31 protein-coding genes are annotated in these 24555 nt (G+C 58.6%); 20 read left to right on the top strand and 11 right to left on the bottom strand.

Going from position 1 to position 24555, the window contains the following annotated elements:
* The first annotated feature begins 130 nt into the window (after positions 1 to 130).
* Entirely contained in the window at positions 131 to 730 is a 600-nt protein-coding gene (locus ACFQY0_RS12555; protein ID WP_379712873.1) for a L,D-transpeptidase family protein, read from the top strand.
* Between the two features lie 79 nt (positions 731 to 809).
* Positions 810 to 1388: a heme-binding protein gene (locus tag ACFQY0_RS12550; protein ID WP_379712871.1), complete on the top strand. Its 579-nt coding sequence runs from the start codon at positions 810 to 812 to the stop codon at positions 1386 to 1388.
* Positions 1389 to 1553: 165 nt separating this feature from the next.
* Here ACFQY0_RS12550 and ACFQY0_RS12545 read toward each other — a convergent pair whose 3' ends face one another.
* Together ACFQY0_RS12545 and ACFQY0_RS12540 are read right to left on the bottom strand one after the other, a co-directional pair.
* Entirely contained in the window at positions 1554 to 2030 is a 477-nt protein-coding gene (locus ACFQY0_RS12545) for a thioredoxin family protein (protein ID WP_379712869.1), read from the bottom strand.
* Positions 2031 to 2224: 194 nt separating this feature from the next.
* Positions 2225 to 2437: an RNA-binding protein gene (locus ACFQY0_RS12540; protein WP_379712867.1), complete on the bottom strand. Its 213-nt coding sequence runs from the start codon at positions 2435 to 2437 to the stop codon at positions 2225 to 2227.
* A 123-nt stretch (positions 2438 to 2560) separates the two neighbouring features.
* Here ACFQY0_RS12540 and ACFQY0_RS12535 point away from each other — a divergent pair, with 123 nt between their 5' ends.
* Genes ACFQY0_RS12535 through ACFQY0_RS12525 form a run of 3 tightly spaced genes read left to right on the top strand, consistent with a single transcriptional unit; the run spans position 2561 to position 5456 of the window.
* The gene (locus ACFQY0_RS12535) at positions 2561 to 3595 is read left to right on the top strand and encodes a tRNA dihydrouridine synthase (RefSeq protein ID WP_379712865.1); all 1035 of its coding nucleotides are present in this window, start codon (positions 2561 to 2563) and stop codon (positions 3593 to 3595) included.
* A 43-nt stretch (positions 3596 to 3638) separates the two neighbouring features.
* Complete coding sequence (locus tag ACFQY0_RS12530) at positions 3639 to 4421, top strand: ABC transporter ATP-binding protein (protein WP_379712863.1); 783 nt, start codon at positions 3639 to 3641, stop codon at positions 4419 to 4421.
* A 36-nt stretch (positions 4422 to 4457) separates the two neighbouring features.
* Complete coding sequence (locus tag ACFQY0_RS12525; RefSeq protein ID WP_379712861.1) at positions 4458 to 5456, top strand: MlaD family protein; 999 nt, start codon at positions 4458 to 4460, stop codon at positions 5454 to 5456.
* 71 nt (positions 5457 to 5527) lie between these two features.
* Here the strand turns inward: ACFQY0_RS12525 and ACFQY0_RS12520 are convergent, their stop codons facing one another.
* Together ACFQY0_RS12520 and ACFQY0_RS12515 are read right to left on the bottom strand one after the other, a co-directional pair.
* Positions 5528 to 5785, bottom strand: a complete 258-nt coding sequence (locus tag ACFQY0_RS12520) for a CDGSH iron-sulfur domain-containing protein (protein WP_379712859.1) — start codon at positions 5783 to 5785, stop codon at positions 5528 to 5530.
* Positions 5786 to 5948: 163 nt separating this feature from the next.
* Entirely contained in the window at positions 5949 to 6146 is a 198-nt protein-coding gene (locus ACFQY0_RS12515; protein ID WP_379712857.1) for a hypothetical protein, read from the bottom strand.
* Positions 6147 to 6328: 182 nt separating this feature from the next.
* Between ACFQY0_RS12515 and ACFQY0_RS12510 the strand changes: the two genes are divergently transcribed.
* A complete protein-coding gene (locus ACFQY0_RS12510; RefSeq protein WP_379712855.1) occupies positions 6329 to 6880 on the top strand; it encodes a shikimate kinase in 552 nt (183 codons plus the stop codon).
* A 15-nt stretch (positions 6881 to 6895) separates the two neighbouring features.
* Here ACFQY0_RS12510 and ACFQY0_RS12505 read toward each other — a convergent pair whose 3' ends face one another.
* The gene (locus ACFQY0_RS12505; RefSeq protein ID WP_379712853.1) at positions 6896 to 7744 is read right to left on the bottom strand and encodes a hypothetical protein; all 849 of its coding nucleotides are present in this window, start codon (positions 7742 to 7744) and stop codon (positions 6896 to 6898) included.
* Positions 7745 to 7940: 196 nt separating this feature from the next.
* Here ACFQY0_RS12505 and queG point away from each other — a divergent pair, with 196 nt between their 5' ends.
* The 3 genes from queG to ACFQY0_RS12490 all read left to right on the top strand — a co-directional run bounded on the left by queG (position 7941) and on the right by ACFQY0_RS12490 (position 10731).
* Positions 7941 to 8948 (top strand): tRNA epoxyqueuosine(34) reductase QueG, encoded by a 1008-nt coding sequence (gene queG, locus ACFQY0_RS12500; RefSeq protein WP_379712851.1) that lies wholly within the window; start codon positions 7941 to 7943, stop codon positions 8946 to 8948.
* Positions 8949 to 9169: 221 nt separating this feature from the next.
* The gene (locus ACFQY0_RS12495; RefSeq protein ID WP_379712849.1) at positions 9170 to 9949 is read left to right on the top strand and encodes a LysM peptidoglycan-binding domain-containing protein; all 780 of its coding nucleotides are present in this window, start codon (positions 9170 to 9172) and stop codon (positions 9947 to 9949) included.
* Positions 9950 to 9978: 29 nt separating this feature from the next.
* A complete protein-coding gene (locus tag ACFQY0_RS12490) occupies positions 9979 to 10731 on the top strand; it encodes an AAA family ATPase (protein ID WP_379712847.1) in 753 nt (250 codons plus the stop codon).
* Between the two features lies 1 nt (position 10732).
* On the opposite strand, the gene ACFQY0_RS12485 is transcribed toward ACFQY0_RS12490, so the two are convergent.
* Entirely contained in the window at positions 10733 to 11170 is a 438-nt protein-coding gene (locus ACFQY0_RS12485; RefSeq protein WP_379712845.1) for a PIN domain-containing protein, read from the bottom strand.
* Complete coding sequence (locus ACFQY0_RS12480; protein ID WP_379712843.1) at positions 11157 to 11420, bottom strand: hypothetical protein; 264 nt, start codon at positions 11418 to 11420, stop codon at positions 11157 to 11159. Before ACFQY0_RS12480 ends, ACFQY0_RS12485 begins: the two co-directional genes overlap by 14 nt.
* A gap of 130 nt (positions 11421 to 11550) precedes the next feature.
* Here ACFQY0_RS12480 and ACFQY0_RS12475 point away from each other — a divergent pair, with 130 nt between their 5' ends.
* From ACFQY0_RS12475 to ACFQY0_RS12465, 3 genes are read left to right on the top strand one after another with little or no spacing between them, the layout of a single operon-like run.
* A complete protein-coding gene (locus tag ACFQY0_RS12475; protein ID WP_379712841.1) occupies positions 11551 to 12441 on the top strand; it encodes a hypothetical protein in 891 nt (296 codons plus the stop codon).
* Between the two features lie 26 nt (positions 12442 to 12467).
* Positions 12468 to 13052 (top strand): RNA polymerase sigma factor, encoded by a 585-nt coding sequence (locus ACFQY0_RS12470; protein ID WP_379712839.1) that lies wholly within the window; start codon positions 12468 to 12470, stop codon positions 13050 to 13052.
* Positions 13049 to 13438 carry a hypothetical protein gene (locus ACFQY0_RS12465; protein WP_379712837.1) on the top strand — a complete coding sequence of 130 codons (390 nt, stop codon included), beginning with the start codon at positions 13049 to 13051 and terminating at the stop codon, positions 13436 to 13438. The genes ACFQY0_RS12470 and ACFQY0_RS12465 overlap by 4 nt, the downstream gene beginning before the upstream one ends.
* Before the next feature lie 6 nt (positions 13439 to 13444).
* Here the strand turns inward: ACFQY0_RS12465 and ACFQY0_RS12460 are convergent, their stop codons facing one another.
* Positions 13445 to 14398 (bottom strand): alpha/beta hydrolase family protein, encoded by a 954-nt coding sequence (locus tag ACFQY0_RS12460; protein ID WP_379712835.1) that lies wholly within the window; start codon positions 14396 to 14398, stop codon positions 13445 to 13447.
* Positions 14399 to 14421: 23 nt separating this feature from the next.
* Here ACFQY0_RS12460 and ACFQY0_RS12455 point away from each other — a divergent pair, with 23 nt between their 5' ends.
* Entirely contained in the window at positions 14422 to 14580 is a 159-nt protein-coding gene (locus ACFQY0_RS12455) for a hypothetical protein (protein WP_379712833.1), read from the top strand.
* On the top strand, positions 14549 to 15421 hold the full coding sequence (locus ACFQY0_RS12450) for an alpha/beta fold hydrolase (RefSeq protein WP_379712831.1): 873 nt from the start codon (positions 14549 to 14551) through the stop codon (positions 15419 to 15421). The genes ACFQY0_RS12455 and ACFQY0_RS12450 overlap by 32 nt, the downstream gene beginning before the upstream one ends.
* A 109-nt stretch (positions 15422 to 15530) precedes the next feature.
* Here the strand turns inward: ACFQY0_RS12450 and tilS are convergent, their stop codons facing one another.
* Positions 15531 to 16466 (bottom strand): tRNA lysidine(34) synthetase TilS, encoded by a 936-nt coding sequence (gene tilS / locus ACFQY0_RS12445; protein WP_379712829.1) that lies wholly within the window; start codon positions 16464 to 16466, stop codon positions 15531 to 15533.
* Positions 16467 to 16903: 437 nt separating this feature from the next.
* Between tilS and ACFQY0_RS12440 the strand changes: the two genes are divergently transcribed.
* Positions 16904 to 17605 (top strand): type II secretion system protein, encoded by a 702-nt coding sequence (locus ACFQY0_RS12440; RefSeq protein WP_379712827.1) that lies wholly within the window; start codon positions 16904 to 16906, stop codon positions 17603 to 17605.
* Between the two features lie 99 nt (positions 17606 to 17704).
* On the top strand, positions 17705 to 18118 hold the full coding sequence (locus ACFQY0_RS12435) for a DUF2452 domain-containing protein (RefSeq protein ID WP_379712825.1): 414 nt from the start codon (positions 17705 to 17707) through the stop codon (positions 18116 to 18118).
* Positions 18119 to 18354: 236 nt separating this feature from the next.
* On the opposite strand, the gene ACFQY0_RS12430 is transcribed toward ACFQY0_RS12435, so the two are convergent.
* Positions 18355 to 18918 (bottom strand): ribonuclease H-like domain-containing protein, encoded by a 564-nt coding sequence (locus tag ACFQY0_RS12430; RefSeq protein WP_379712823.1) that lies wholly within the window; start codon positions 18916 to 18918, stop codon positions 18355 to 18357.
* Positions 18919 to 19651: 733 nt separating this feature from the next.
* Here ACFQY0_RS12430 and ACFQY0_RS12425 point away from each other — a divergent pair.
* From ACFQY0_RS12425 to ACFQY0_RS12410, 4 genes are all read left to right on the top strand, one after another.
* The gene (locus tag ACFQY0_RS12425) at positions 19652 to 19891 is read left to right on the top strand and encodes a hypothetical protein (protein ID WP_379712821.1); all 240 of its coding nucleotides are present in this window, start codon (positions 19652 to 19654) and stop codon (positions 19889 to 19891) included.
* Positions 19892 to 20015: 124 nt separating this feature from the next.
* Positions 20016 to 20351: a helix-turn-helix domain-containing protein gene (locus ACFQY0_RS12420; RefSeq protein WP_379712819.1), complete on the top strand. Its 336-nt coding sequence runs from the start codon at positions 20016 to 20018 to the stop codon at positions 20349 to 20351.
* Complete coding sequence (locus ACFQY0_RS12415; protein ID WP_379712817.1) at positions 20338 to 20562, top strand: hypothetical protein; 225 nt, start codon at positions 20338 to 20340, stop codon at positions 20560 to 20562. Before ACFQY0_RS12420 ends, ACFQY0_RS12415 begins: the two co-directional genes overlap by 14 nt.
* A 386-nt stretch (positions 20563 to 20948) precedes the next feature.
* Positions 20949 to 22850, top strand: a complete 1902-nt coding sequence (locus ACFQY0_RS12410) for a leucine-rich repeat domain-containing protein (protein WP_379712815.1) — start codon at positions 20949 to 20951, stop codon at positions 22848 to 22850.
* A gap of 258 nt (positions 22851 to 23108) precedes the next feature.
* Here the strand turns inward: ACFQY0_RS12410 and ACFQY0_RS12405 are convergent, their stop codons facing one another.
* The gene (locus ACFQY0_RS12405) at positions 23109 to 24458 is read right to left on the bottom strand and encodes a Fic family protein (protein ID WP_379712813.1); all 1350 of its coding nucleotides are present in this window, start codon (positions 24456 to 24458) and stop codon (positions 23109 to 23111) included.
* Positions 24459 to 24555: the final 97 nt, after the last annotated feature.

Below are 24555 nucleotides of genomic sequence, written 5' to 3'. Positions count from 1 at the left end.
CAAAGTTGCCCATTTCAGTCGTCACCCCTTCCCGACTTGCCCATCCACCAGGCCCCGTTTTGGCAGTGGCGGTCCCGATGGACTTGAATCTTCTGGACGGTGGGCAATGCGGGACCCGACAGTCCTTGGGATGCTCCATCTGAGATTCGCCTTTGCCTCCCTTTCGACCCTGCTGATCAGCAGCTGCGCCAATGGCCTGCTCTCGGGTGATGACCCTGGACTGCAGCGTGATCTGAATCGCGAGCACACCTATCAATCGGAGTCCGGATTTTCCTACTGGGACAACTTGCCGGGGGACGGACCGATGCGTGTGACCATCGATCTCAGCGACCAAACGGCCTATTTTTTCAAGGGAAGCGTCCACGTTGGAAAGTCACGAGTCGCCACAGGCATGCGCGGACATGAAACCCCCACGGGCTCGTTCTCGATCACCGAGATGACCGTCGACAAGCGCTCCAATCTCTATGGCAGGATTTACTCAGCCAGCGGTGAACTATTGGTCCCTGATGCCGACAGCCGCAGGGACTCGGTTCCGGCTGGCGGCAAATTCGTCGGTGCTGAGATGCCCAACTGGATGCGGCTCACTTCGTCCGGCATCGGCTTGCACGCCGGCCCGATCCCTCAGCCTGGCCACCCATCTTCCCATGGTTGCATCCGAATGCCCAAAAACATGGCCAAAATCATGTTCGCCAATGCTCGGATTGGCACGCCGGTGAAAATCGTGCCTTGAGCCGACCACTGACCTCCGGTGCCGAGCGGGCTTCGCGGTTTCCTCTTGCGGCACCTCCGTTCCTCGCTCCTTTGATGGAGTGAAAAAGAAATTCTTCCCACTCTTTGCGCTCGTAGCCGCTTGCAACCTGCAAGCAGACGAGAAGGCCCTGACCGCTCCGAAGTACGTCGACGAAGCTCCGCTTCCCGAGAAATGGCCCGCCCCCGGTCCCTTCAACAAGGTCGAGAAGAAATCCTATCCCGCCTACCGCGCCGCGTTCACCAATGGCAAAGGCGAGATCAGTTCCTTCTGGACCCTCTTCACCCACATCAAAAAGAACGACATCCCGATGACGGCGCCAGTCGAGATGGCGATGACGGAAGACGATGGTGAACTCGACCAAGCCGGCATGGCTTTCCTCTATCAGAACGGAAAAGTGGGCAGCAAAGGCCCCGATGGCACCAAAGTCGAAGTGCGTGACATTCCTGCCGCCCGAGCCCTCAGCTATGCCTGGCAAGGTCCCGACTCGAAGGAAAACATCGCCAAAGCTCGCACCGCCCTGGAAGAAAGCATCGAAACCCAAAACGTCGAATCCACCGGCTTCCGCCTGTTAGGCTACAACGGCCCCGGCACCCCGCGCAGCAAGCGCACCTGGGAACTGCAGGCCTTGCTGAAGTAAGCCATGCTCTATTCGCCACCGCTTCCTTGATCGGCAGAGGCTTTTCACCGAAGGCATAGGGCTCCATCACATCGCTGAAAGCCTCCATCCATCCTGCTCTTCACTGCTGACATCCGAGATCACGCGACGATTCCCTTTCCACATCCGCAGAAGGACCGTCGTTGATCAGGGCGCGATCGTTTCTTCGCGACTTTCACTCGACCCTGGCGGCGTCCCGTGCTCTCCCATCCCATTCATCTGAATGGCGAAGTGGTGGCGAAGTTGTTCCGCTGGAATCGATCCCTTCATGGAATCCACCATCACCCCGTCCCGGAACAACCTGAGATCCGGAATACCACTCACACCCAGGTTCCTGGCCAGCTCGGGGAAGTCCTCCACATCGATCATCCCGAGCACTGCCATCCCTTCCGAAGCTGCCACCACCTCTTCCACTACCGGACCGAACTCTCGGCATGGAGCACACCAATCGGCGTGAAACATCACCGCCGTGAGCTTATCGGGAGTCGAGATGAAGTCTTCATACTCTGCCGCCGTGAGATGCTTCGTCTCAATCGAGCCATTTCCAGATGCCCGTCCCGTCCGACTCGGCGAATCACAGCCCAGCAGGAAAATGGATGCTCCGACGGTCAGTAGCAATTTCATGGGCTTGGATTCTCTGCGGGCTCGCACCCATCAAATAAGTCGATGGCCAGAAAGTCTCCGCCCATCGGGGAAAAGTTACCACACCTTCTCGGGAGTGAAACCCATCTCTCCCGGCCACTGCAGCGTGCCATGCCGCCTAACCCACCTGCCGGTCTGCGCCGACACCTCCTACATCCAAGCGGACTCCGCTTTCCTTAATGGCCGTCGGCCGTCGCTTTGATATCGCTCAGCGCAGCGATGAAATCCCCGAGGATGTCCGCAGGAACCATGATCGTGTCACGATTGCCGCCAACATCTTCCGTGATTTTCACCACCATCCCGCGTGAGTTCTCCTTCAAATCGAGGAAAAACGTCTTCCTGTCCGCCAGAATCTTCTCCGTGTGTAATAGGTCGTTATCCACAGTCACTCCTTTACTTAAAAACTAAGCACAGCTTCCCGAAGAGATCTTGAATGTCAAGGTAAAGCCGTCTGAGCATCGGACCATTCACTCGCTTGCCCGATTCGTCTCCCTGCGGCAGCCTCATCCCACTTGACCGAGCTGTTTCCAAACGACCGCCCCGCGCTCTATCTTGCGCCGATGCAGGATGTGACGGATCTCACCTTCCTGCGGGTGCTGTCGCGCTATGGTGGTGCCGACGTCTACGTCACCGAGTACTTCCGCGTCCATCCCGACTCGCGGCTCAATCCCTGGATCCTGCGGTCGATCGACGAGAACCCGACCGGCCGACCCATCTTCGCCCAGATGATCGGCCAGGACGTCCATCACCTGGTCCGCGCTGCCAAGGAGCTCCTCGAACATCCCGTCTCCGGCATCGACCTCAACCTCGGCTGCCCGGCACCCGTTGTCTGCAAAAAGGAAGCGGGCGGCGGCCTGCTTCGAAACCTCCCGAAGGTCGACCGCATCCTCGGCGAACTCCGCGAGACCATCCCCACCCGTTTCACCGTCAAGACGCGCATCGGCTACCACTCGTCCGAGGAATTCGGCGCGCTGTTAGACCTATTCTCCAAGCACGCCATCGACATGCTCGCCATCCACGGCCGCACCGTCACCGAGCGCTACAGCACCCCGGTCCATCCCGACTGCATCCGCCGAGCCGTCGAAAGAATGCCCTGCCCGGTCATCGCCAATGGCAACGTCGTCGACGTCCCCACCGGCCTCGCCCTGCACCAGCAATCCCAGGCAGCCGGCCTGATGATCGGCCGCGGCGCCATTCGCAACCCCTGGCTCTTCCCGCAACTCCGCGCCGCCTTCCTCGGCGAAAAATCCGTCGAACCAAGCTGCCGCGACCTGTTAGACTACGTCTTCACCCTCTACGAGGAAATCGCCAACGACTGCGCCACTTTCAATCCGCTTCTCCACGTCCAGCGGATGAAGAAGACGATGCTCTTCGTCACCCAGGGCTTCGACCCTGACTTCGAACAGCAACTCCGCCGCGCCAAGACTCCCGAATCTTTCTACGAGATTTGTCGTACTTTCCTTGATCACGACACCCCCTTCCCCGCCCGCCCCAACGAAAGCTCCCGCCTCTTCTGTGGATTCTCGGCGCTGGATGCCAATGGGTAGCTAACGCTTGGAAAACGCCCCGTCCCACGCCACACTCGGCGCCATGCCGGACGAACCCTTCATCCGAGTCAGGAACCTCAAGCACCGCTTCGGGTCCCATGAAGTCCTGCGCGGCATCAATCTGGACATTCATCGGGGTGAAACGCTCGTCCTTCTCGGCGGCTCCGGCGCCGGCAAGTCCGTCCTCCTCAAGCTCCTTCCCGGACTTCTCAAGCCCACCAGCGGCACCATCCACATCGAGGACACCGAGATCTCCTGTCTCAACGAACGACAACTCGGCTCCATTCGAAAGAAAGTCGGCATGATGTTCCAAGGCGGCGCCCTTTTCGACTCCATGAGCGTCGGGCAAAACGTCGCCTTCCCTCTTCGTGAAGGCGGCATCCGCGACGAAAACGAGATCACCACCCGCGTCGACCGGGCCCTCAGCATCGTCCGTCTCAACGAGCAACAGAACAAGATGCCCGCCGATCTCTCCGGCGGCATGCGCAAACGCGTGGCGCTCGCCCGCGCCGTCGTCGATCGTCCGGCCTGCGTTCTCTACGACGAACCGCACGCCGGCCTCGACCCGATTACCGCCGACACCATCGATCACATGATCCGTGATTTGCAGCACAATCACGGCATGACCAATGTCGTGGTGACCCACGAGATGCGCTCCGTCTTCCACATTGCCGACCGCGTGCTCTTTCTGAAAGACGGCCAGATCGCCTGGGAAGGCAGTCCCGCCGAGCTCCAATCGACCTCCGATCCGGAGCTCCGCGCCTTCATTTCAGGCGACTCCGGAGAAGCCTGGCCGGAAAACCCTGTGACCCCCGCCCATCGATAGGCTATCATCCCGCCGCACTCCCCTTCCCCTCAAGCCATGCCCGAATCGAAAAGGAACACCGAAGCTCTCGTCGGCGTCTTTATTTTCGTCGGTCTCGCCCTGCTCGCGGTGCTGATTGTCCAGTTCGGCCGCTTCGGCGATCGCTTCGTCAACAAATACGGACTCACCGTCGTCTTCGCCGATGCCGCCGGTGTGATCAAAGGCTCCGAAGTCCGCATGGGCGGGGCGCGAATCGGCAAGGTCTCCAGCACCCCGACTCTCAACGAACAGGTCCAGGTCGAAGTCGAACTTGAGATCGTCGACACCATCAAGATTCCCGAAGGGTCCCTGTTCCAAATCGCCTCCGCCACCATCCTCGGAGACAAGCTTGTGGTCATCACCCCGCCGAGCGAGCCAGCCAGTGGATTCATTGCTGCCGGCAGCGTTCTAACAGGTGGAGGTCCCTCCGGACTCGATGCCATTCAGGACAATGCCGTCGCCGTCTCGCGTGACGCCCGACGCCTGCTCATGCAGGCCGAAGCCACCATTGGGAAAATCGACAATGCCATCGGCGACTTCCGCAGCGCCACCCAGGAGCTCACCCTCACCCTGCAGAAGGTGAATCGCTCGGTTCTCTCTGAAGACAACCTCGGCAAGATCGACGCCTCCCTTGCCAACCTCGAACGGGCCAGCGGCAAGCTTCCCGATACGGTCGACGGTGCCAACGAAGCCATCGCCTCCTTCAAACGAGCCACCGAAAGCGCCGAGCAGACCTTCGCTCAGGCCACCGAGCGCATCGAGGAACTTGAACCAGCCCTCAGGGACGTCCCGGAAGCGGTCGCCTCCATTTCGCGGGCCGCCGATCAAGCCACCTCCACCCTTTCCCGAGTTGAAAATGGCGAGGGCCTCATCGGCACTCTCGCCTACGACGAGGAAGTCTCCAACGATGCCAAGACCTTCATCAAAAATCTGAAGCAGCAAGGCATCCTCCGCTACCGCGACAAAGAGCAGCCCGAGGATGATCCGCGCACCCGCTTCAGTCGCAGCCGTCGTTAGAAGCGGTGGATCGAAGCGGCCGGGTTTCGTCCGGCATCATTCTCTCCCGGCGCTTCGAAGCGTCGCCCTCATCATTCTTCGGTCGGCTGCCACACATGCTTGTGGGTTCCATCGCAGATCGGCGGTGTCCCGGTCCGCTTGCACTGGCACCACCAGACCGTCGTTTTCTCCGCCACCTCGAACTTCACCGGCTGCAGGCCCGTTCCCTTGTGGCTCCCATCGCAAAATGGGGGATGCGACGAACGGCCGCAGGAACACCAGAAATGCACGCCCGCTTCCACCTCCAGGCCCAGAGGCTTGGTATCACAAACGATAGGTTCTTCCGCCATGAAGACATCCTACGCCTATCAGGCCTCCTTTGACCAGCCCTCAGTCACTCGCCCACAAGCCTTCGGGCACGAATCTTCTCCCCGGCTTTCGCGTTCTACACGCGCTATGATGAACGGCCGCCAAGCCTGGCGACAGTCATGCGGAACCCGTCCTGAGTTCCGCTCACTCCGCCGCCGCGACGACTTCCTTCGGCTCTTCAGGTTCGATCAGAAGCTCCTTTTTTTCCGTCTTCGCGGAAACCGGCAGCGAACCCTTTCCGAGTTGAGGATAAGCATCACGTGGCACTTCACGGAAAAAGGTCACACCTAGCCAAGCCACCAGAAAAGCAGCGGAACACGTCACAAACAATGGGACTTTCATATCGAGTTTGTCGGCATGCTTGAGCTGCCAGAGGAAACGGGACGCGCGGTTTATTTCCCGATCCCTACCGAGAAGTAAAGCGTATTCAACTGCTTGCAACGAGCGCACGCCGACTCCGCGGCTGAGGAGCCTGCCTCATTTCGCTTCTTTTCGCCCCCCACCTGCAACGCTAGGCTCGCCCCATGAACGCAGGGGAACCCCTACCAAAAAACATCATCCTGATCGGCTTCATGGGCTGCGGGAAGTCCACCATCGGGAGGAAGCTCGAGCACTTGCTCGGCTACCCGCTGGTCGATACCGACGAGCTCATCGAACAAAAAACCGGTCTCAGCGTGGCGGAAATCTTCGCCAAACGAGGTGAAGAGTACTTTCGCAACCTGGAGGCCGCGATGCTTCACGAACTCGCCGCCCCCAACGCTCCCCGGCGGATCATTTCCACCGGCGGCGGCATCATCACCCGCAAGCGCAACCGATCCCTGCTCAAGCATCTGGGCTACGTCGTCTGGCTCCAGGCTCCCGTCGACGTGATCCTCGAGCGCACCGGCCGCAATCGCGACCGCCCGCTCCTTCATACCGAGAACCCCCGCGAAAAAATCGAAGCGCTCCTCACCGAGCGCAAACCGATGTATGCGGCCACTTCCGACATCGAAGTCGAAACCATCGGTCTCGACGCCGGCGAAATTGCCTGCGGTATTCTTGAAAGCGCCCGTTACCACTTCGCCAGCGGCGCCTGAGCGAATCCTCCGCACTCAGCGACTTAGCAGGTTCTCTCGGCACCAGGCGCTGACCTTCCCATCGACAAATCGCACCGACCACCAGCGGGCCGCACGGGCTACCCGCTTTTCCTCGGCCACCCGTTGGAACTCCGCCAGTTCGATCTCGGCCTCGCTCAGTTTCTCTGTGTCTTTCAGCAAATTGCTACGCAGGGAAATCCACAGCTCCCGAGCCGCTTGGTGCTGATCTCTGAGCACGGAAATCGCCGTCCCGAACCAAACCAGCGCGCACACCACCAGCACCGTCAGCATTTCAATCAAGACCGGACCGGGATGCGAGCGAATGCTCACGCAGGCGACGACCACCGCCGTCACCGCCGCCAATTTGGTCAGCTGGCTGACCACCAATCCCACCGAATCAGGAGTGTTGTCCGAGCTCGAACGGCTCATCTGGACCTCAGCCAGACCCCAGGCATAGGCCTGCTTGAAACTCTCCGCGCCAGGATAGCGGCGCAGCAATCGCACCACCTCCTTGTCCGGCAATAGCCTCAACAGCAGGCGTGGCACCGAGACTTCGAGAAATGGCGGCAAGGCCCCCACCAGCGACAATCCAACGTGTTTGATCAAGTAGAGCACCACCACCAGCAGCACCCCGGCAAATACGGTCACCATCTTTGCCAGCCCATACTCATTGAGCATCGCCTTGACCTCCTTGAGCCACCCCATCTTCTCGTGGATGGTCCCGAGACCCGTCAAAATCGCATTCTTGATCGAGAAAGCCGAGACGTAGTCGGACACCCAGAACACCACGGCAAGGGCCACAATCGGAGGCCAGGCAAAGCCCCACGCATTCTTCACCGCCTTCAAAATCTCAGAAAACTTCATCCTGAACCATCCACCCCCTCTCCGTACCCCGGGTCAAGAACCGACTGATCGTCGCCTCAGCAGGCCGGCGCCCTCCTGCCCGCCTCGATCCGGATCAAGCCTTCACAGAACCTCATTCCTCGCCAAAAACTTTGCCACTCCCACGATCTCCCCATTCAATCCCCTCTCAGCGACCACTCCCTCTCCCATCATCTCCGTGCCCGTCACCGACATCAAAAACCTCGCCCGCGAACTTGGCTTCGACGACTGCCGCATCGCCAAAGCCAAGGAAGCCACCCACGCCGACTCGTTCCGGCAGTGGGTCGACGACGGTGCCCACGGCGAAATGGCCTGGCTCGAGCGCACCCCGGAACGGCGCTGCGACCCCCGCGAAGTCCTCCCCGGCTGCCGCTCAGTCGTGACCCTCGCCCTGAACTACTACCCGGGCAGTAATCCACCCACCGGTTGGCGTATCGCCCGCTACGCCTGGAGCGAAGACTACCACGACATTGTCGAAAAAAAGCTCAAGCAACTCAATGAAGCGATGGTCGCCCTCGGCGGAACCCAGCGCTACTATGTCGACACCGGCCCGGTCCTCGAACGCGACTTTGCCACCGACGCCGGTCTCGGGTGGAACGGCAAATCCACCGTCCAGATCCACCGCCACCTCGGCACCTGGTTCTTCCTCGCCGAGCTGCTCACCACTCTCGACTTACCCGCCGATGAGCCCTTCGGCGACCATTGCGGGAAATGCACACGCTGCATCGATGCCTGCCCGACCCATGCCATCACCCAGCCTCATCGGGTCGACGCCCGCCGCTGCATTTCCTACCTGACCATCGAAAACAAAGGCTCAATTCCCGAAGAGTTCCGGCGCGCGATCGGCGATCGTCTCTACGGCTGCGACGAATGCCTCGAAGTCTGTCCCTGGAACCGCTTTGCCAAGCTTTCGAACGAAGCGCGCTTCCACGCCCGCGAATCGATCTTCGAGCTCAAAACCCGCGACATTCTCAGCCTCACCCGCGAAGACTTCAGCCGCCTATTCTCCAAGAGTCCGATCAAACGCATCAAACTCCCCCGCCTCATACGCAACGCCTGCGTCGTCCTCGGCAACACCGGCACGAGGGAAGATCTCCCCGCCCTCAAAGAAGCCGCCACCAGCGAAGACCCCCTCATTGCCGAGCACGCACAGTGGGCGATTTCCGAAATCGAGGGCCGTTCTTGAGCTGCGGATTCCACTCATCAGGCCCGAAATAAAGTCGCCACCTCACTTTCACAGATCTCACAAACCACTGATGCTGGGACACTTGCATCAATCATAGGGAAAAAACCACAATCCTCGCTGGATAGCAGCCGAGCGCAGGGTTAGGAATCGCTCACTAGCTCGTGTTGGACCAACAACTAAGAATCAGATCGCAAAACGTTCGCCGCCGACCGGTGAGGACGATGACTTGGAAAATCGTAAGCCGCGCGAGTTGGGTCGCCCTGCTCGCCGCCACGATCTTCCTCGCAAAGAAGTGGGACGACTCTCGGAAAGAAACCGAGATTCTCAACGACCGCTTGAAGAGGGTGGAAGCACAAGCCGCTGCTTATGAGGCGTCGACCGCCGAGCAATCGATGGCTCAGGCAGAGATCGATTCTCTGAAAAATGCCCTGATCGCAAAGAACGGCGAGATCGAGCAATTGCAGGAACAGGCATCACAAGTGCGCGAGCAGGTTCTCGAAAAATCTGCCGAGGACCGGGCATTACTCACCACCGGGGTCGCGAAGGCCATGAGCCGCTTCGGTCTATCGGGAAAAGAACTCGAAACGCTCCTTGCCGATCTGCCCGCTGAGGACCGCGTCCGCGTCCTCGAACAAGTCGCGGCAGCACCGCAAGCAGCATCATCCGAAACGGAACAACCTCCAAGCACAGAACCCGGACCCACCACTCCCCCAGCGGTCGAGATGCCTGCGGAACAAGCCCCCTTGGTCCCCAACACCGACCCTGCTGATCGGCCGGCTCCCGTGGCGGCGGAAAGCAAAACCGAGGAGGCGCCTGCCACCCGGCAAGCGAAGGAAAGCGCCCCCACAACATCCGTTTCCTACACGGTCAAACGCGGCGACAACCTGACCCAGATCGGACGGAAATTCGACGTGGAAGTGGCGCAACTCATGAAGTTCAACGGCATTGCTGATGCCAACAAGCTGAGGGTGGGTCAGGTTTTGAAGATCCCACAGAATTGAGCAGAGGGGCTCTCATCCCCCTCGCGACCATGCCCTTCCTCAGAACCATCACCCACGAAACCCCGGAGGATCCAGGCGCTCATCCTTTCGATCTCCCCGCCGTCCGTGCCCTCGGCGATGGTCTGGAACTTCACCCGAAAGTCACCTTCCTCGTCGGCGAAAACGGCTCTGGGAAATCCACCGTGCTCGAGGGCATCGCCGACAAATGGGGCTTCTCCATGCAAAGCGGCAACCGCGTCGGCCACCCAGGCCTGCGCCAATACGAAACCGCCCTCGCCCCCACTCTGCGCATCAGCCGCAGCCCCGGCATCCGCCCCATGGACGGCTTCTTTCTCCGCGCCGAGAGCTTCTACAACTTCGCCACGGAGATGGATGAACTCGAAGAAGACCCCTGGACCGCCAATGGCTACTTCAGCTACGGAGGCCGCTCGCTCCATGAGCAGAGTCACGGCGAAGCCTTCCTCTCCACCTTCCTCAACCGCTTCGATGGCCATGGGCTCTTTCTGTTAGACGAACCTGAGGCGGCCCTCTCCCCGGCCCGCCAACTCACCTTCCTTGTGAGGATGCACGACCTCGCCAAGGACTTCTCGCAGTTCATCATCGCCACTCACTCGCCGATCATCATGGCCTACCCGGAGGCCTACATCTACCGCCTCGGCCCCGGCGGCATCGATCGCCTGGAACTTCGCGAAACCGATCACTATCAGATCACCAAACGCGTCCTCGACGCCCCCGAGCGCACCCTCGAGCAACTCCTCGCCGACGACGAAGAAGACGACTAATTCAGGCTTCGTCGATCAAGGGATTCCAAACTTTCTCGAAACCCATCCCCTTGAAATCCTTCACGTTGGCAGTCGCGAAATGCGTCACGCCATGATGGCGCAGGGTCATCCCGAGCCGGGCATCAAAAATCCGGCGACGGGCAAAGCTGGGACCTTCGGCCATCTTCCACACGAAATCCATCACCGGGGCATTCTCGATACGGATGACGCTCGGATACTTGAAATAATTCAGCACCAATTCACTCGCCCTTTTAGAATCTAGCGGCTTCTTCATCACCGCAGGGTTTCTGAGCAGAGTGTAAAGCTCGACAAGCACGTAGTCGGCGATTGCCACCCGCTCGTTTGTTAGAGACTCCTCCAGAAACTGCGTCGCTTTCGCGTGCCAGCTTGAGCTCGGATTGAGCGAGCACAGAAGGATGTTGGTATCAAAACTGATCATGATTGATCCCTCTCGTCGATTCTTCATCCGCGCTCAGATCACGGAAATCGAGACCATCAAATCCTTCGACGAAGTCCTCCGCCTTTAGCCGAGGAAGCCGGATTGCAGCATTCGCTCCTGGAGGACAAGCCTGAGTCATGTACTCGAGACCCCGCCTCATCACTTCTGCCAACGACCACTCCCGCTCTTTCGCGATCTGCTTGGCCTTGCGGTAGAGCTCATCAGGAATCTGGACCTGCGTCTTGATCATGATGGCAAATTGCCACCCGTGGCATTTTTGTCAAGTAATGTTCAGGATCGCCTTCCCCTTATCCTCACCACATTTCATGTAACCTTTCCCCCGCTTCGTGGCTACTCCCGACGAAACCACGAACCAGCACATGAAACAGCTCCTCACCATCCTCCTCGCCGCCGCTGCCGCGAGCTCCCTCCACGCCGCACCCCTCGATCCAGCCCGCGTTCCGGCCGACGCCAAATGGTGGCTTCACCTCGACCTTGAAGGCGCCCGCCAGAGCGAAGTCGGTGGCCGCATCGCCCGCGAAATCACCGAACGCGAAGGCGCCAAACTCCGCGCCGCCGAACGCATGTTCTCGATCAATCCGCTGACCGACCTCGCAGGATTCACCCTCTATGGCGATGGCGACGAAAAGAACGGGGTGCTGATTGTCGAAGGAAGATTCGACCAAGCCCACCTCACCGACATCGTCGCCGCCGCGGACGACTACGCCACCTCCGAGCACGCCGGGACGACCGTCCACTCCTGGAAAGACAAATCAAAATCCCAGAACGCCGCCTTCGTCGGAGATCGACTGCTCGTCTTCAGCCAAACAAAATCCACGCTCCACGACGCCATCGACTTGCTTGCAAGCGGCGAAGGCATGCAAGCCGAGACCTTCGCCACCGTCGGTGCTCCACCCGTTTTCATCGGCTCCGCAAAAGTCGCCGAGCTTCCGATGAAAAAGGACGACGCCAAGCTCCTGAGAAAAGCCGAGAACCTCAAGATCGCCCTCGGTGAAACCGGTGGCCAGATCGAAGGCCGCATCGAACTCGAGTCCGACTCCGCCGTCACCGGAAAACTCGTCCGTAAGGTGCTCGAGGGCATCGTTGCCATCGGCAGACTGACCAACGAAGAACTGGCCGACATCAACCCCGCTTTCGAAACCCGCGAAAGCGAGGGCGGACGAGTGGTCAGCGCCACATTGAGCATGCCAGCCTCTGAAATGATTTCCCTGATGGAAAAGAACGGCGACTTTGATAAGATCGGAAAGTAACCCGTTCTTCATTCCGCCCAAGTACGATGCCCGCCGTAGATCCAGAGGAATCCCGACTCGCCCGCGAAAGCCGGGCGGGTTCGACGGAAGCCTTTGAGCGGCTCATCGACCTCCATCACGACCGGCTATTCGCCTTCATGATGAGCCTCACACGCCACCGCCACGACGCCGAAGATCTCACCCAGCAGACCTTCATCCGAGCCTGGCAAAAGATCCACCGCTTCCATCCTGAACGCCCGTTTCTCCCCTGGCTCTTCACGATTGGCCGACGCCTCTCGCTGCGAATGCTCCGCAAGAACCGGCCGCTCCCAATGGCCGAGACATTAGTCGTCGATCCCAGCACGCCCTCGCTCGATCTCTGGCAACTCGCCGAGAAAAAGCTCAGCCGGGATGCCTTTAGTGCCATCTGGATGCACTATCACGACGGCTTCTCGCTCGCCGAGATCGGCCGCGTGCTCGGCAAGCGCGAAGGCACCGTCAAAGTACTACTGCACCGCGCCCGAACCACCCTTGCCGAGGGCATGAGCGAACTCCGCCCCGCCGTGCCACCGCCACTCCCATCCTCCCCACCCCCCTTGCCCTCTCTCTGGAAACCGGAAACCACGCCATGAAAGAATCCGACATCGATCGCCTGCTGCGCGAGCAAACCCCGGAGCTAACACCGCCGCCCGGCCTCAAGACCCGTGTCTGCGCCACCCTCCGCACCAGCTCGCGACGCAATGGCATCAAGCCCTCCTGGCTCTTCCTTCCCGCTTTGCTCGTGGTGCTCGTGATCCTCATCGCGAACCGCGTCCCTCAAACCGCCCCCCCGAGCCCGGCTCCCCCGGTGATCGTCAAAATCACCGAACCCACTCGCGACCTCCCCGGCTCGATCGCCTCCGCCGAAGAGATCGTCATCGGCAATCTCAACGAAGAAACCGAAGCCCTCGCTCGCACCACCCGCCGCACCACGCGCTTCCTCCTCGACAGTCTCCCCCGTCTGAGTCTCGCGGATTAAATAAGCCTACTTCTTCTGCCACTCGTCTCCCGGCTCCAGCAACTTCTCGGGCGCAGAAGACTCCAGCCACGTTTTCGCCGAGGCATCCTCCTTCAGATAGGCATCCCAGAACGCCGTGCTGAGTGCCGTGATCACCACATGATGATTCGGGTTCCTCGTCGCGCCGCGCTGATACCGTGCATCGGAAAAAGCCGAATGTTCGGCATCCTTCAGCACCAACTCATACTTCGATCCCGCAGGCAGTGCCGGATAAACGAGCCGCCGTGATTCCGGAGTCGTGCGTCCGATCGGACTGCCATCCTTCGTCCCCGTCATCAGCATCATCGGCAGTTTGATTTTTCCGAAAGCCTGATCCGCACCGCCTTGCTTCGGCTCGCTCGGACTCAGCGCCAGCCCCGCATCAATCCGCGGGTCCGCGTAAGCCGGCCCGAGCGGTCCGAAATTCTGACCACAGAGCGCCTGGGTTGTCACCGCCCCATACGAGTGCCCGGCCATCCCAATCTTGCTCAGATCTGTTTTGCCAAAAAGACAATGATTCTTGTCGGCGTTCCAATTCTCAAGCTGATCAATTGTCGCCGGCACATCCTTCATGCGATCAAGGAAAGTCTTCCCATTCGCCGCTGCCTTCAGCTTGTTCATCCGCTCGCTCGGCGCACTCGCATTCCAGACCGATGCATCACTGCCGACATGCTGCATCGCCACCACCACATAGCCGCGCTCCGCCCAGTATGTTCCCAGATACGTTCCCACCTCACGCGAGCCACCGAGCCCATGGCTGAGCAAAATGACCGGCGCCTTCTTCGCCTCGGGCAGATAGATTTTCAGCGGCACCTCACGATCCCTGTAATGAAACGAAGCCAGCTCCGTCGCCACATTCCCCAAAGGATTCTTTGGATCATAATCCGCCAAGGCCGGTAGGAACTGCAGCACGAACGCGATCAAAATAAGGAAGCTCTTCATCCCTCCGTAAACCATCCTTCGTGATGAAAGTTGCCGATGCCATGCTCCAGCAAGAACGAGTCCCCTATGCAGGCAATCGATTCTTTAAATCAATCTTCACCAAATATCGATGTGCGCTCTGCCATTTCCTCGGCCATGCTTTCCCCGCCGATGAAAGAAGACGAATCCGTGAAACTGCCTGATGGCCGCACGCTGGGCTACGCCGATTACGGTGACTCAAATGGCCAGCCTGTTTTCTTTTTCCACGGCTGGCCGAGCAGTCGGTATCAAGCCGCCTATCTCAACAACAGCGCAGCCGAGCGTGGGATTCGCATTCTCGCACCCGACCGACCCGGCATCGGCCGCTCCAGCCCGCTGCCCCAGCGTCGCTTTGGCGATTGGCCAAAGGACGTTGCCGCATTTGCCGATGCCCTCGGCATCGATCATTTTCGGATTTTCGGGGTTTCCGGAGGCTGCCCTTACGCCCTCGCCACCACCGCCAAGCTCAGTGAACGAATCGAGCGCACAGCGGTGGTCTGCGGCGCCCCGCCCCTCGCCGACAAGGCGGATCGCACTCACATGCACTGGGCCTACCGCACCCTGTCCGGCATCAATTCCCTGCGCCGCGCCGCTCTCCCCGCGCTCGTGCCTTTCAGCCGATGGATGATCTCGCGCGGCAGCCACAAGCCCCCGATGTCCTGGATGCTTAAAAGTATCCCTCCCCGCGACCGTGAAGCCATCCATCACGGCAACGGCTGGGACATGGTGACACGCAGCTACCTCGAAGCCGTCGCCAACGGCAGCGAGAGCATCCTTACCGAAGGCGAACTCTACCTCAAACCCTGGGACTTCAAGCCGGAGGAAATCTCCACGCCGGTGAGATTCTGGCATGGCCTCGCCGATGCCAACCTGCCCTGCTCCGTCGCTCAAAACCTCGCCTCCCGCGTCCCCAACTGCGAAGGCAGCTGGGTCGAAGGCGAAGGGCACTACTCACTCCCCGTCTTTCATTCCGCCGAAGTGCTGGATTGGCTGGGGCGGGATTAGATGGCAGATGGCAGATGGCAGATGGCAGATGGCAGATGGCAGATGTTAGATCGTGGATTTCGGATTTTGGTAAACTAGGGTTGGCAGAAATCGCGCAAGGCGCAGCCTTTTACGCCACCCAGATCCGCCCGGCACGGCGTCTCAAGGCCCGTCCTCCGGGAAGATTGATCACCGGGGGAGACTCAGGGTCTGTTAGGGAAAGAGCACGATCGACGAGTGAACGGGTGACACCCGACACCCCCGCTTGCCGCAGGTAGGAGAACAGGCAAGCCCGCTGGATCACCTCAGGATGCGTCCGCAGTTTCGGCAAATGAATCCGCGACTGCGGGTCGATCACATCCGCCTGCTCGACCGCCCAGGCCTCAATCTGACGCAGCTCCGCATCTGAGTTTGCCGCCTTGATCAAGGCCTCCGTCGGATCGCGCTTCGCAATATCCTCCAACAAGGGCAAGGCCTCGTTTCGTATCCGATTGCGCACCGCGATCGCTTGCGCATTGCTGGGATCTTCCCGCCAGCTGAGATTTTCCTGCTCCAGCCACTGCCGCAGCTCCGCCCGGCGGAACTCCAACAGCGGACGGATGATTTCCATCTCCAACCCGCCCATCACCATCGTCTGGGACTCGCCCATGCCACAAGCCCCACGGCTCCCCCGCACGAGCTTCCACAGCACGGTCTCCGCCTGATCGTCGCCGTGGTGGGCGAGCACCAGTCGACGGCAACGCCGCGCGCGCGCGCAAGCAGCGAAGAACGCGTGCCTCGCCCTCCGCCCCGCCGTTTCCACTGAAATCTTCTCCCCACGCGCCAAACCCGCGACTTCTACACGCCCTCCTTCGAAAGCGTACCCAAGGCTTTTCGCCAATTTTTCCACAAAGCGAGCATCTTCACGCGACTCCTCGCCCCGCAGACCATGGTCCAGGTGACAGACCACCAGTGAGCCAAAGCCCGATCGATGCAAGAGGTGCAGCAGGGAAACCGAGTCCGCCCCGCCTGAAACACCGACCAGATACCGCCGGCGCTTCGAGGCCTCCTCAATCCATCGTGGCATCCGCTTCAACACCCCCTGATGCTGACCACGATTCGCCCCGATGGCAGCCTGAAAAACGCCATCCTCACCTCAGCGATCGAACGAGAGATGAAATCGGCTCCGGTTGACGGGGGAACCAAAACGGATGGGATACCCTCCATGCAGGATCCCCTCGCGATCGAAGCTCTGCTCGTCTCATGGAAGCGACGGAACGCGTTTGCTTTCGGTCCTTTCCGAGCGCTTCCCTGCCTGCCCCTCGGGGTTTCTAAGTCGCGATTCTCCCATAGGATCGTGAAGATCTTGTGAATTCGTAGACTTACCCCGTCAGCATTCACCTTTCTCCTTGAGCATCAGTTATTCCGGAGTAGCGTGATCCTTACCCGAGGGCGCTCCTCGCGCTCTTGGGTCATAAACAAACCGGATTCGTTCTGAATCCAAACCATAGACAAACGAAAAACATGAAATCCAATAAAAGAAAACTGCGTGGTTTCACCTTGGTGGAACTCCTCGTGGTCATCGTGATCATCGCGGCCCTCGCGGGTCTCTCGGCTCCCATGATTCTCCGCCAACGCAAGGCGGCTGATCGCACGGAGGCCATCAACAACGCCAAGCAGATCGGCCTCGCCCTGCTTGAGTTCGACCAAGAGTACGGTTCATTCCCGGATGACGACACCGCTGTAGACGTGGAAGACTCCACCGGGACCGACCTCAACCTCTCCGGTGGAAAGTCCAACGACTACTTCCGTCAGCTCATCGCTTTCGGTATCCAGTCGGAAGACATCTTCTACTGTAAGACCGCCTACACCAAGAAGCCTGACAAAGTCATGAGCGCAAGCAAGGCACTCGAAGACGGTGAAGTCGGATTCGGCTACATCATGCTCTCCGGTGCCGTTGCCCAGAACACCTCGGGTAACCCTGGTCGTCCGGTTCTTGCAGCTCCATTGCTCAATGCAGCGGAAGACTGGACCTTTGATGGCGACCCCTACGGTGACAAGGCCGTGCTCCTCCGCTTGGACAACAGCGTGGAAGCACCCCTTATCCGTAAGAAGGACAACAAGGTATCCGTCGGCAACGGCAAGGTCATCGAGGACACCGGTACCGACTCCGTGTGGGGCACCGAAACTCCCGAGATCAAGGCTCCAAGCAAGCGCGGTAGCTGATCTGGCTTAGCCAAAAACCATTACAAAACCGGGAAGCCCAGCGGCTTCCCGGTTTTTTTGTTTGCACCTCACTCATTCCATTCGAAGGGGTTGCCCATCATGTCGGAATCACCCGTCTCGCGCGCCTTCCTGCCCTATCCCTCCTCGACCCTCAGCCCGAGGATTGTGCCCACCGATCTGAGCTCCTTCAAATCGCGCGGCATCTCCCAAGTCGAGCGCGACCTCCAACAGAAGCTCGTCGAAATCCGCGAGACCTATCTCGCCGCCATCGACCATTTCAACTGGAACAAGCTCGTCTACGAAGCCGAGATCAACTTTGAACCCGTTGTCGGCGGAACCTATCACCTCTACGAGAGCCGCGGACGCCACCTGCTCTCGATGATCGGTCCGGAAGAATGGACCATGCGCCACCTCGCCACCTTCCGCCTCAATCTCGATCGCCAATGGCAGCTCGTGGAGGTCGGCCCCGACATCGACCCCAAAACGCTCTTTCAAGTCTCCGCAGCCACCTGATCCATTTTTCTTGGCCAAGTCGCCTGCCGGACCTACAAGCCCCTCGTCATGACCCGCCCACAAGTCGAATTCAGCATCAAGATCTTCATCGTTCTCCTGATCATCGCATTTGTTGCTGCCCTCTCCCACGTCCTCCTCACCATCGGCGTGATCTAAGGGGAGCAAAGGCATTCCTGCCCTGTCGCCTCACCTCAAGGAATCTCCCCACCGGAGAGTCGTATCTTTTCAACAGGAGCCTACCACTTCACCACCGTCTCCTGCGGCTGGCCGCCCCGGTCTTTGTAGCGAATCAAGCCGTTTGCCACGCCATACTCGTGGACGCATTTCGTGACCTTCACATCGAAGGCACAGTATTCCGCGATCTTCATCATCGGCTTCTGGCTACCGGTCTTTTTGTATTCCTGCCACCAGCGCAGCGCATCCAGGCCATCCGCCGTCTTGTGCTGACCCAGCGAACCCTCCGCCGCCGCGTCGAGTTTCAGGCGAAAGCCTAACACCTCCTGCAGATCGAGCATCATGTCCAGATTCACCGTCTGGTTCGGCAGATCGTAGATCGTGTAGCCTTGGAGCACCGGATAATCGAACTCCACATGGTTCCAGCCGACCACCAGGTCCGCCTTCACCAGCTCCTCCACCAGATCATTGACCTGCTCCTCGCCGTAAATCCTGTACTCCCCGCTGGCCGTCGAATAGGTTACCCCCACCGACATCCCCATCTTGTCCTTGTGGGCCGATCCACCCACATCATTGAAGCTCCGCTGCGTCTCCAGATCAAAGTAAACGATGTTCTTCTCCGCCACGCGCGGAGGCTAGCAACGGAGTGGCGCTTTTCACAAGCGCCATAGCCAAGGAGTGGCGGCTTTCAGCCGCGTCACCCTTCTTCCGCTTCCGTTTCGGCATTGCCTGCCTTTCCTAGCTCATCAGGCGAAGTAGGGGAACTTGGATCATCGCAATTTGGCAGCCTGATCATCTCCACCCGACTCCCAAGCCAAAACAATGGGAAGCGAAAGCCACGTCCCCTCGAGCTGCTTCTCCAGCCAGATGACGCCCCCAGTGGCGGCCCCGAAGATGATGAAAAGGAGAATGCGTGGTTCCACCCGGACGAATTCCACGGATCCCTTGAGGTGCAAAGGTATCGCTTCAGCTCAAAAGCAGAGTTCCCCCGGAGAAAAAGGTCGCCCGGCTCGGAACTACCACTCGGACGATCTCCAAGATTCTGGCCAGCTCCCCGAACGTCGCGATCAGCTCGTACTTCGAAGCCGCACGAACTCGCGGCGTCCCGCAATCCGATCCTGCCCCGGATCGCCCCGCGTTGAACGCCACAAGAACCGCGGAACTGAATTCATCCAACTCTCAAGCGAGAACCCTCGAATTTCGGGACCCCCGCCCTTCGTAAATCTGTCAAAATTTGCACACTGACCCCATTTCCCTCTGACCCCATTTCCCTCTGACCCCATTTCCCTCTGACCCCATTTCCCTGACCCTATTTCCCCCATTTTACTCGACCTGCTGATCGAGAGCGAACATTGGGAATTGGTCTCATTTCGCGGCGCCGACGCCATTAAGAAACACTTCAAATCAGCCAAACCCAACCCCGAATCCTTAGCACGATGGGCGCTGCGTCTTCCCGCCCGTGATGAAACCCAGCCGGTGTTCCGTGCGGCCATCGAGCTGCGCCTCCGTGCTGATCCCGACGCCACCCGCGAATGGGCCGAATCGCTCCCCGCCGGCTGGCACCGCGAGCAGGCACTAGAGGCAGTTTCAGCTCAATAAACTGACCGCACAGGCGACGTGACTCCTCTCCATTCAAGGCCAACTCTTCGCATGCCACACCGTCCCTCTCGGACATAAAGTAAACTATATTTGCTTTTAGATGAATTAAAAGCAATTCTACTTCATGCCCACGACCCCTGTCCGCACGGGAACCTTAGCAAAAGCGGCTCTTTCGCATTTTGCCGCGCTGCTTCGTATCCAGAGAAAGGAGCGGAATCTCACGCTCGACGAACTGGCCGATCGGCTCGGCATTTCCACTCCGACGGTCCGCAAGATTCTGGACGGTTCCCCGAACGTCGCGATCGGCTCGTACTTCGAAGCCGCACGAATTCTCGGCGTCCCGCTATTCGATTCGGACCAAGATCGCTTTGCCATAAACGCAGCAAGAACAGAGAAACTAGACTCTTTACTCCCGAAGCGTGTCCGAACCCGCCACCCCGAGATCGATGACGACTTCTAAGTGCTACGTTTGGCGGTGGCTTCCCGGCGCGACCGATCCCGTCGTCGCCGGTGAGCTGAGGATTGATGACAAAGGGCGACAGATGTTCGTCTATGGACGTTCTTATCAGGAGAGGAGCAATGCCGAGCCCATCTATGAGTCGGAGCTACCGCTGCGCACCGGAGTTCGACCTAACAGAGGAAGAGGCGCGATTCCGCTTCCTGGTCGCTGACGATTTGGAGCACTCGAATCTCCAACGTGGATTCGCCCCGTTTCTCAGCGGGGCCCTCGAGACCGCTATCGTCCGATCTTCAGACCTTTATCAAATCCAATCGGCTACTACATGCCTGGCGTATTGTCTGTGGCGTATTATCTGGCATATTATCGGAAGGCACAGATCTTCGGCGAGCAATAGGGCACAGGGAACGGCGGATTGCTTCCGCCGAAATAAACTCACACACCACCGTTGAACTGCTGCGAGCGATCGACCAGACCCACCTGCTCATCCAACCCGCAAGACCCGCCCACACCACGGGCCTGTCCGACTTTATCGAATTGAAGTCAGAACGAAAACCTCCGATGAATCACGGGGTACCGCTATTTACGTCATTTCTCAGAATGAAACGCTTAAAAGCAAATCACCTAATCCTCTGCCTCCTCTTGGTAGCGCAATTGGGAACCATGGCAGACACATTGGGCCCTCTCACTTTCGAAGTCCGGGATGACTTTGTCGCGATCACCGATTGCGCGAGTGATGCTTCCGGAGTGATCGTTGTTCCTTCTGAAATTGAATCGCTGCCGGTAGAGTTGATCGACGACTCCGCATTTCATGACTGTGATCAAATCACCTCGGTTGTCATCTCCGAGTCTGTTCAGCATGTTGGCCGGACGGCTTTCTCATCCTGCTTTTCTCTCGAATCGGTTGCACTTCCTGACTCTCTGGAATCAATCGGAGCCGGGGCCTTCTCGGATTGCTACAGCCTTTCGGCAGTCAGCTTCGGATCAGGCCTCAAAACGGTTGGCGACTCGACTTTCGCGCTGAATCCAAACCTCGTTTCCCTTTCCCTTCCAGACTCCATAACCTCCATCGGGGCCGGAGCCTTCGAAAGCTGCAGCTCGCTTCAGACGATCAGCCTTCCCAATGGACTCGAATCCCTGAGCAACCGGATTTTCGCCCAATGTTCCGTTCTTGAATCAATCAATCTCCCAACGACCCTGACCTCGATCGGAGACGGGGCGTTCATCGCATGTCATGGGCTTTCGGACGTCACGATACCGGCCAATGTCACCCATATCGGAGACTACTCGTTCAAAGACTGCGACAGCCTGGAAGAAATCGTCATTCCAAATTTGGTAGATTCCCTCGGAGTCGGGGCCTTCTCGACTTGCGACCAACTGAATCGAGTCGTGATCTCTAGTTCTATTTCCGAGATCCCGGTAGCGGCATTCTTCTCTTGCCAAATGTTGCAGAACGTCGAGATCGCTGAAGGAATCCGCTCTATTGGCAATCAGGCTTTCCAAAGATGCAGCCTCCTTGCCACAATACAATTCCCGAGCACCCTTGAATCGCTTGGCGAAAGCTCGTTTCGGGAATGCTTCAGCCTGGGATCGATCAGCCTTCCGGAAGGAGTCTTGGGCTTGGGCAAATTCGCGTTTCAGGATTGCTCAAATCTGACGTCCGTCATTCTACCGGACAGCTTGGAAGCCTTGGAAGAAGGCACCTTCATGTCTTGCTCAATCCTGACGTCGATCACCCTTCCAGCATTCCTGAAAACCATCGGAGACTCCGCATTTGAAGATTGTGGCGATCTCGAGGGCATCATCATCCCGGACTCCACATCTAGCATTGGAAGCAGCTCTTTCGAGGGATGCTCAAGCCTCTTGTCAATCAGCCTTCCCGAAGCTCTCGAAGTCCTGAGTAGGAATTCTTTCAAAGACTGCTCAAGCCTATCAAACATCGAATTGCCCGATGAACTGACAGAAATCGGAATCAGTGCTTTCGAATCCTGCTCAAACCTTGCTCGGATTAGACTACCCCGCCTACTGGAAGAGATCGGAACTGGAGCGTTTGAAAACTGCACCAGTCTGGAGTCCATCATCATTCCTGAAAACATAGTCGCAATCAACTCAAGCGCTTTTAGAGATTGCAGCAATCTCGCCACCATCTTCTTCGAAGGTAATCTTCCCTCCCTTCGGCGGAGCATTCTTGGAGGAATCGATCCTCAGGCACGAATCCTGATCACCTCGACTTCCTCAGGATTCGGTGATTACCTTGAAGGGTTTCCCGTAGTTGTCAGGGAAGACGTCGTTCTGGCAGTTCCTCGCGTCACAGCAACCACCGCAGTATTGGAGGCAATGGGTCCCAACGGCACCTACGAGGTTCTCAAAAGCTCAGATCTGAAGCATTGGGAACGCAACGGGGACATGAAGATAGTCGGTGGGACCGGCACGATCGAAATCAATCGAGAGGCCGGCGAATCGCAGGCATTCTTTGTAATCTGGCTTGTTCAGCTTCCCTAAACGCAAGGTCGGCAAGTCAACGGTACCAGTCCCAACTTTCGGACATTTGCCGCCAATTGCGTGGTAACGGAATAGCACCGGAGTAGCGCCCTGATCAATCGCCACTGCGTCCTCCATGGCCTTTCGCGCCGGAGGATGAGTGGGCAAGAAGTCTTTCAGCCGCGTCACCCTTCTTCCTCTTCCGTCAAAAGTCAAAAGGGTCAGTAGCATCAGATGATTTCAAGGGTTGGAGTGAAGACCACAGTTCATCCGCGCTGACTAACACTCTCCGGGATTCCCGAGTCGTTTCGCAAGGTCGGGCACGGGGTTGAAGACGAAGGCTTTGCTGACTTTTTTGCGATGAAGCAGCCCTCGTTGGTGGAGCTGGGCGAGGTCGTTGTTGGCGGTTTGGTAGGAGGTGCCGTGCGACTCCTGATGCCCGGCGACGGTGTAGCTGGCGTAGGGAAATTTCATGGCGTGCTTCAGAATGGCGAGCTGGCGATGATTGAAACCGGCCCCGGGGCCAAGATGCTTTCGCATGCCATCGAGTTCGGTCTGTTTCCGCAGGATGTATTCTTTCAGAGCACTGATCGATGACTTGATGACCTCAAGTTGATGCAACAGGAAGTAGTTCAGATCGTTGTCGTCGGTCTCGGTGTAGAGGAAGGCTCGGTAGTACTTCTTCGGGGCTTTCAGGATCTCATGAGAGATGGAGAAGAACTCGGCGAGCCAGAATCCGTGACGCAGCATCGACCAGTAGAACAGCGCGCGGGCGGTTCTGCCGTTGCCGTCGACAAAGGGATGGTCGTAGGCGACCCAAAAGTGGATCAGAATGGAGCGGATCACCGGATGAAGAAATCCGTTCATGCCCTGCTGGTTGGCAAAGGTACAGAGAGCATCCATCCGGCCAGCCAATTGGCTAGCGGGTGGCGGTGTGTGGAAGGTTTCGCCGCTTTCGTCGTCAACCACGCGGACATCGTCACCAAGATCCCGGAAGCGGCCCTCGTCACCGGGATGGTCGAGCGTGCCGGCGGTGATCTCGCGGTGGATGCTTAGAATGAGTTCGGGCGTGAGTTCCTGCTCCTTCAGATCGGATACCAGCCGCATGGTCCGGTAGTTGTTGACCACCATCCGTTCGTGACTGTTAGCCGGCTGGCGCTGCTTGCGGATGATTTCACGAGCTTCGGAACGTGTCACCACCGCGCCCTCAAGTTGGCTCGACGTGAGCGCTTCCTCGAAGATTGAGGTGATGTAGTAGTTGTCGCGCGTGTCAGCCTGAATGACGCCATCTTGAGCCACTCCGATACCGCCTCCGCAGTGGAGGTCGATTTCATGAAGAAGCTCGAAGGCGCGTTGGGTGAGGGAAAAGGTGAATGGCTTTCCGGAAGTATCGATGAGGGCGATGGGCTGGGCGCGAAGAGACCTAGCCATGCGGATGGCGGCCCAACGTTGCTCAATGGCAAGAGGCCCTGTTTTTGAAGCGCGATGCCGAAACTCGTCCCAATGAAGGTAGCGGTCGGTTCGCAGCCCTTCTTCCTGCCCGAATTTGAAAAACTCGACCCCAAGTCCTGCCTTCGTCACCTCAGGCAAAATCTTGGTCCAGTCGGGAGCAATATTCGGATAGCGCATCAGATTGTTCCTAATCGTGAGGAAATTAGGAGTAGATTAGGAAATCGGGCTGAAGTCACAAGCTAAATCCTAATTAGGGGAAAATTAGGAGAAAACT

This window comes from Haloferula chungangensis (genome assembly GCF_042664875.1).
Classification (GTDB): Bacteria; Verrucomicrobiota; Verrucomicrobiia; order Verrucomicrobiales; family Akkermansiaceae; genus Haloferula; species Haloferula chungangensis.
Note: the sequence above shows the minus strand (reverse complement) of the source record. Positions and strands in the feature narration are given on the sequence as shown.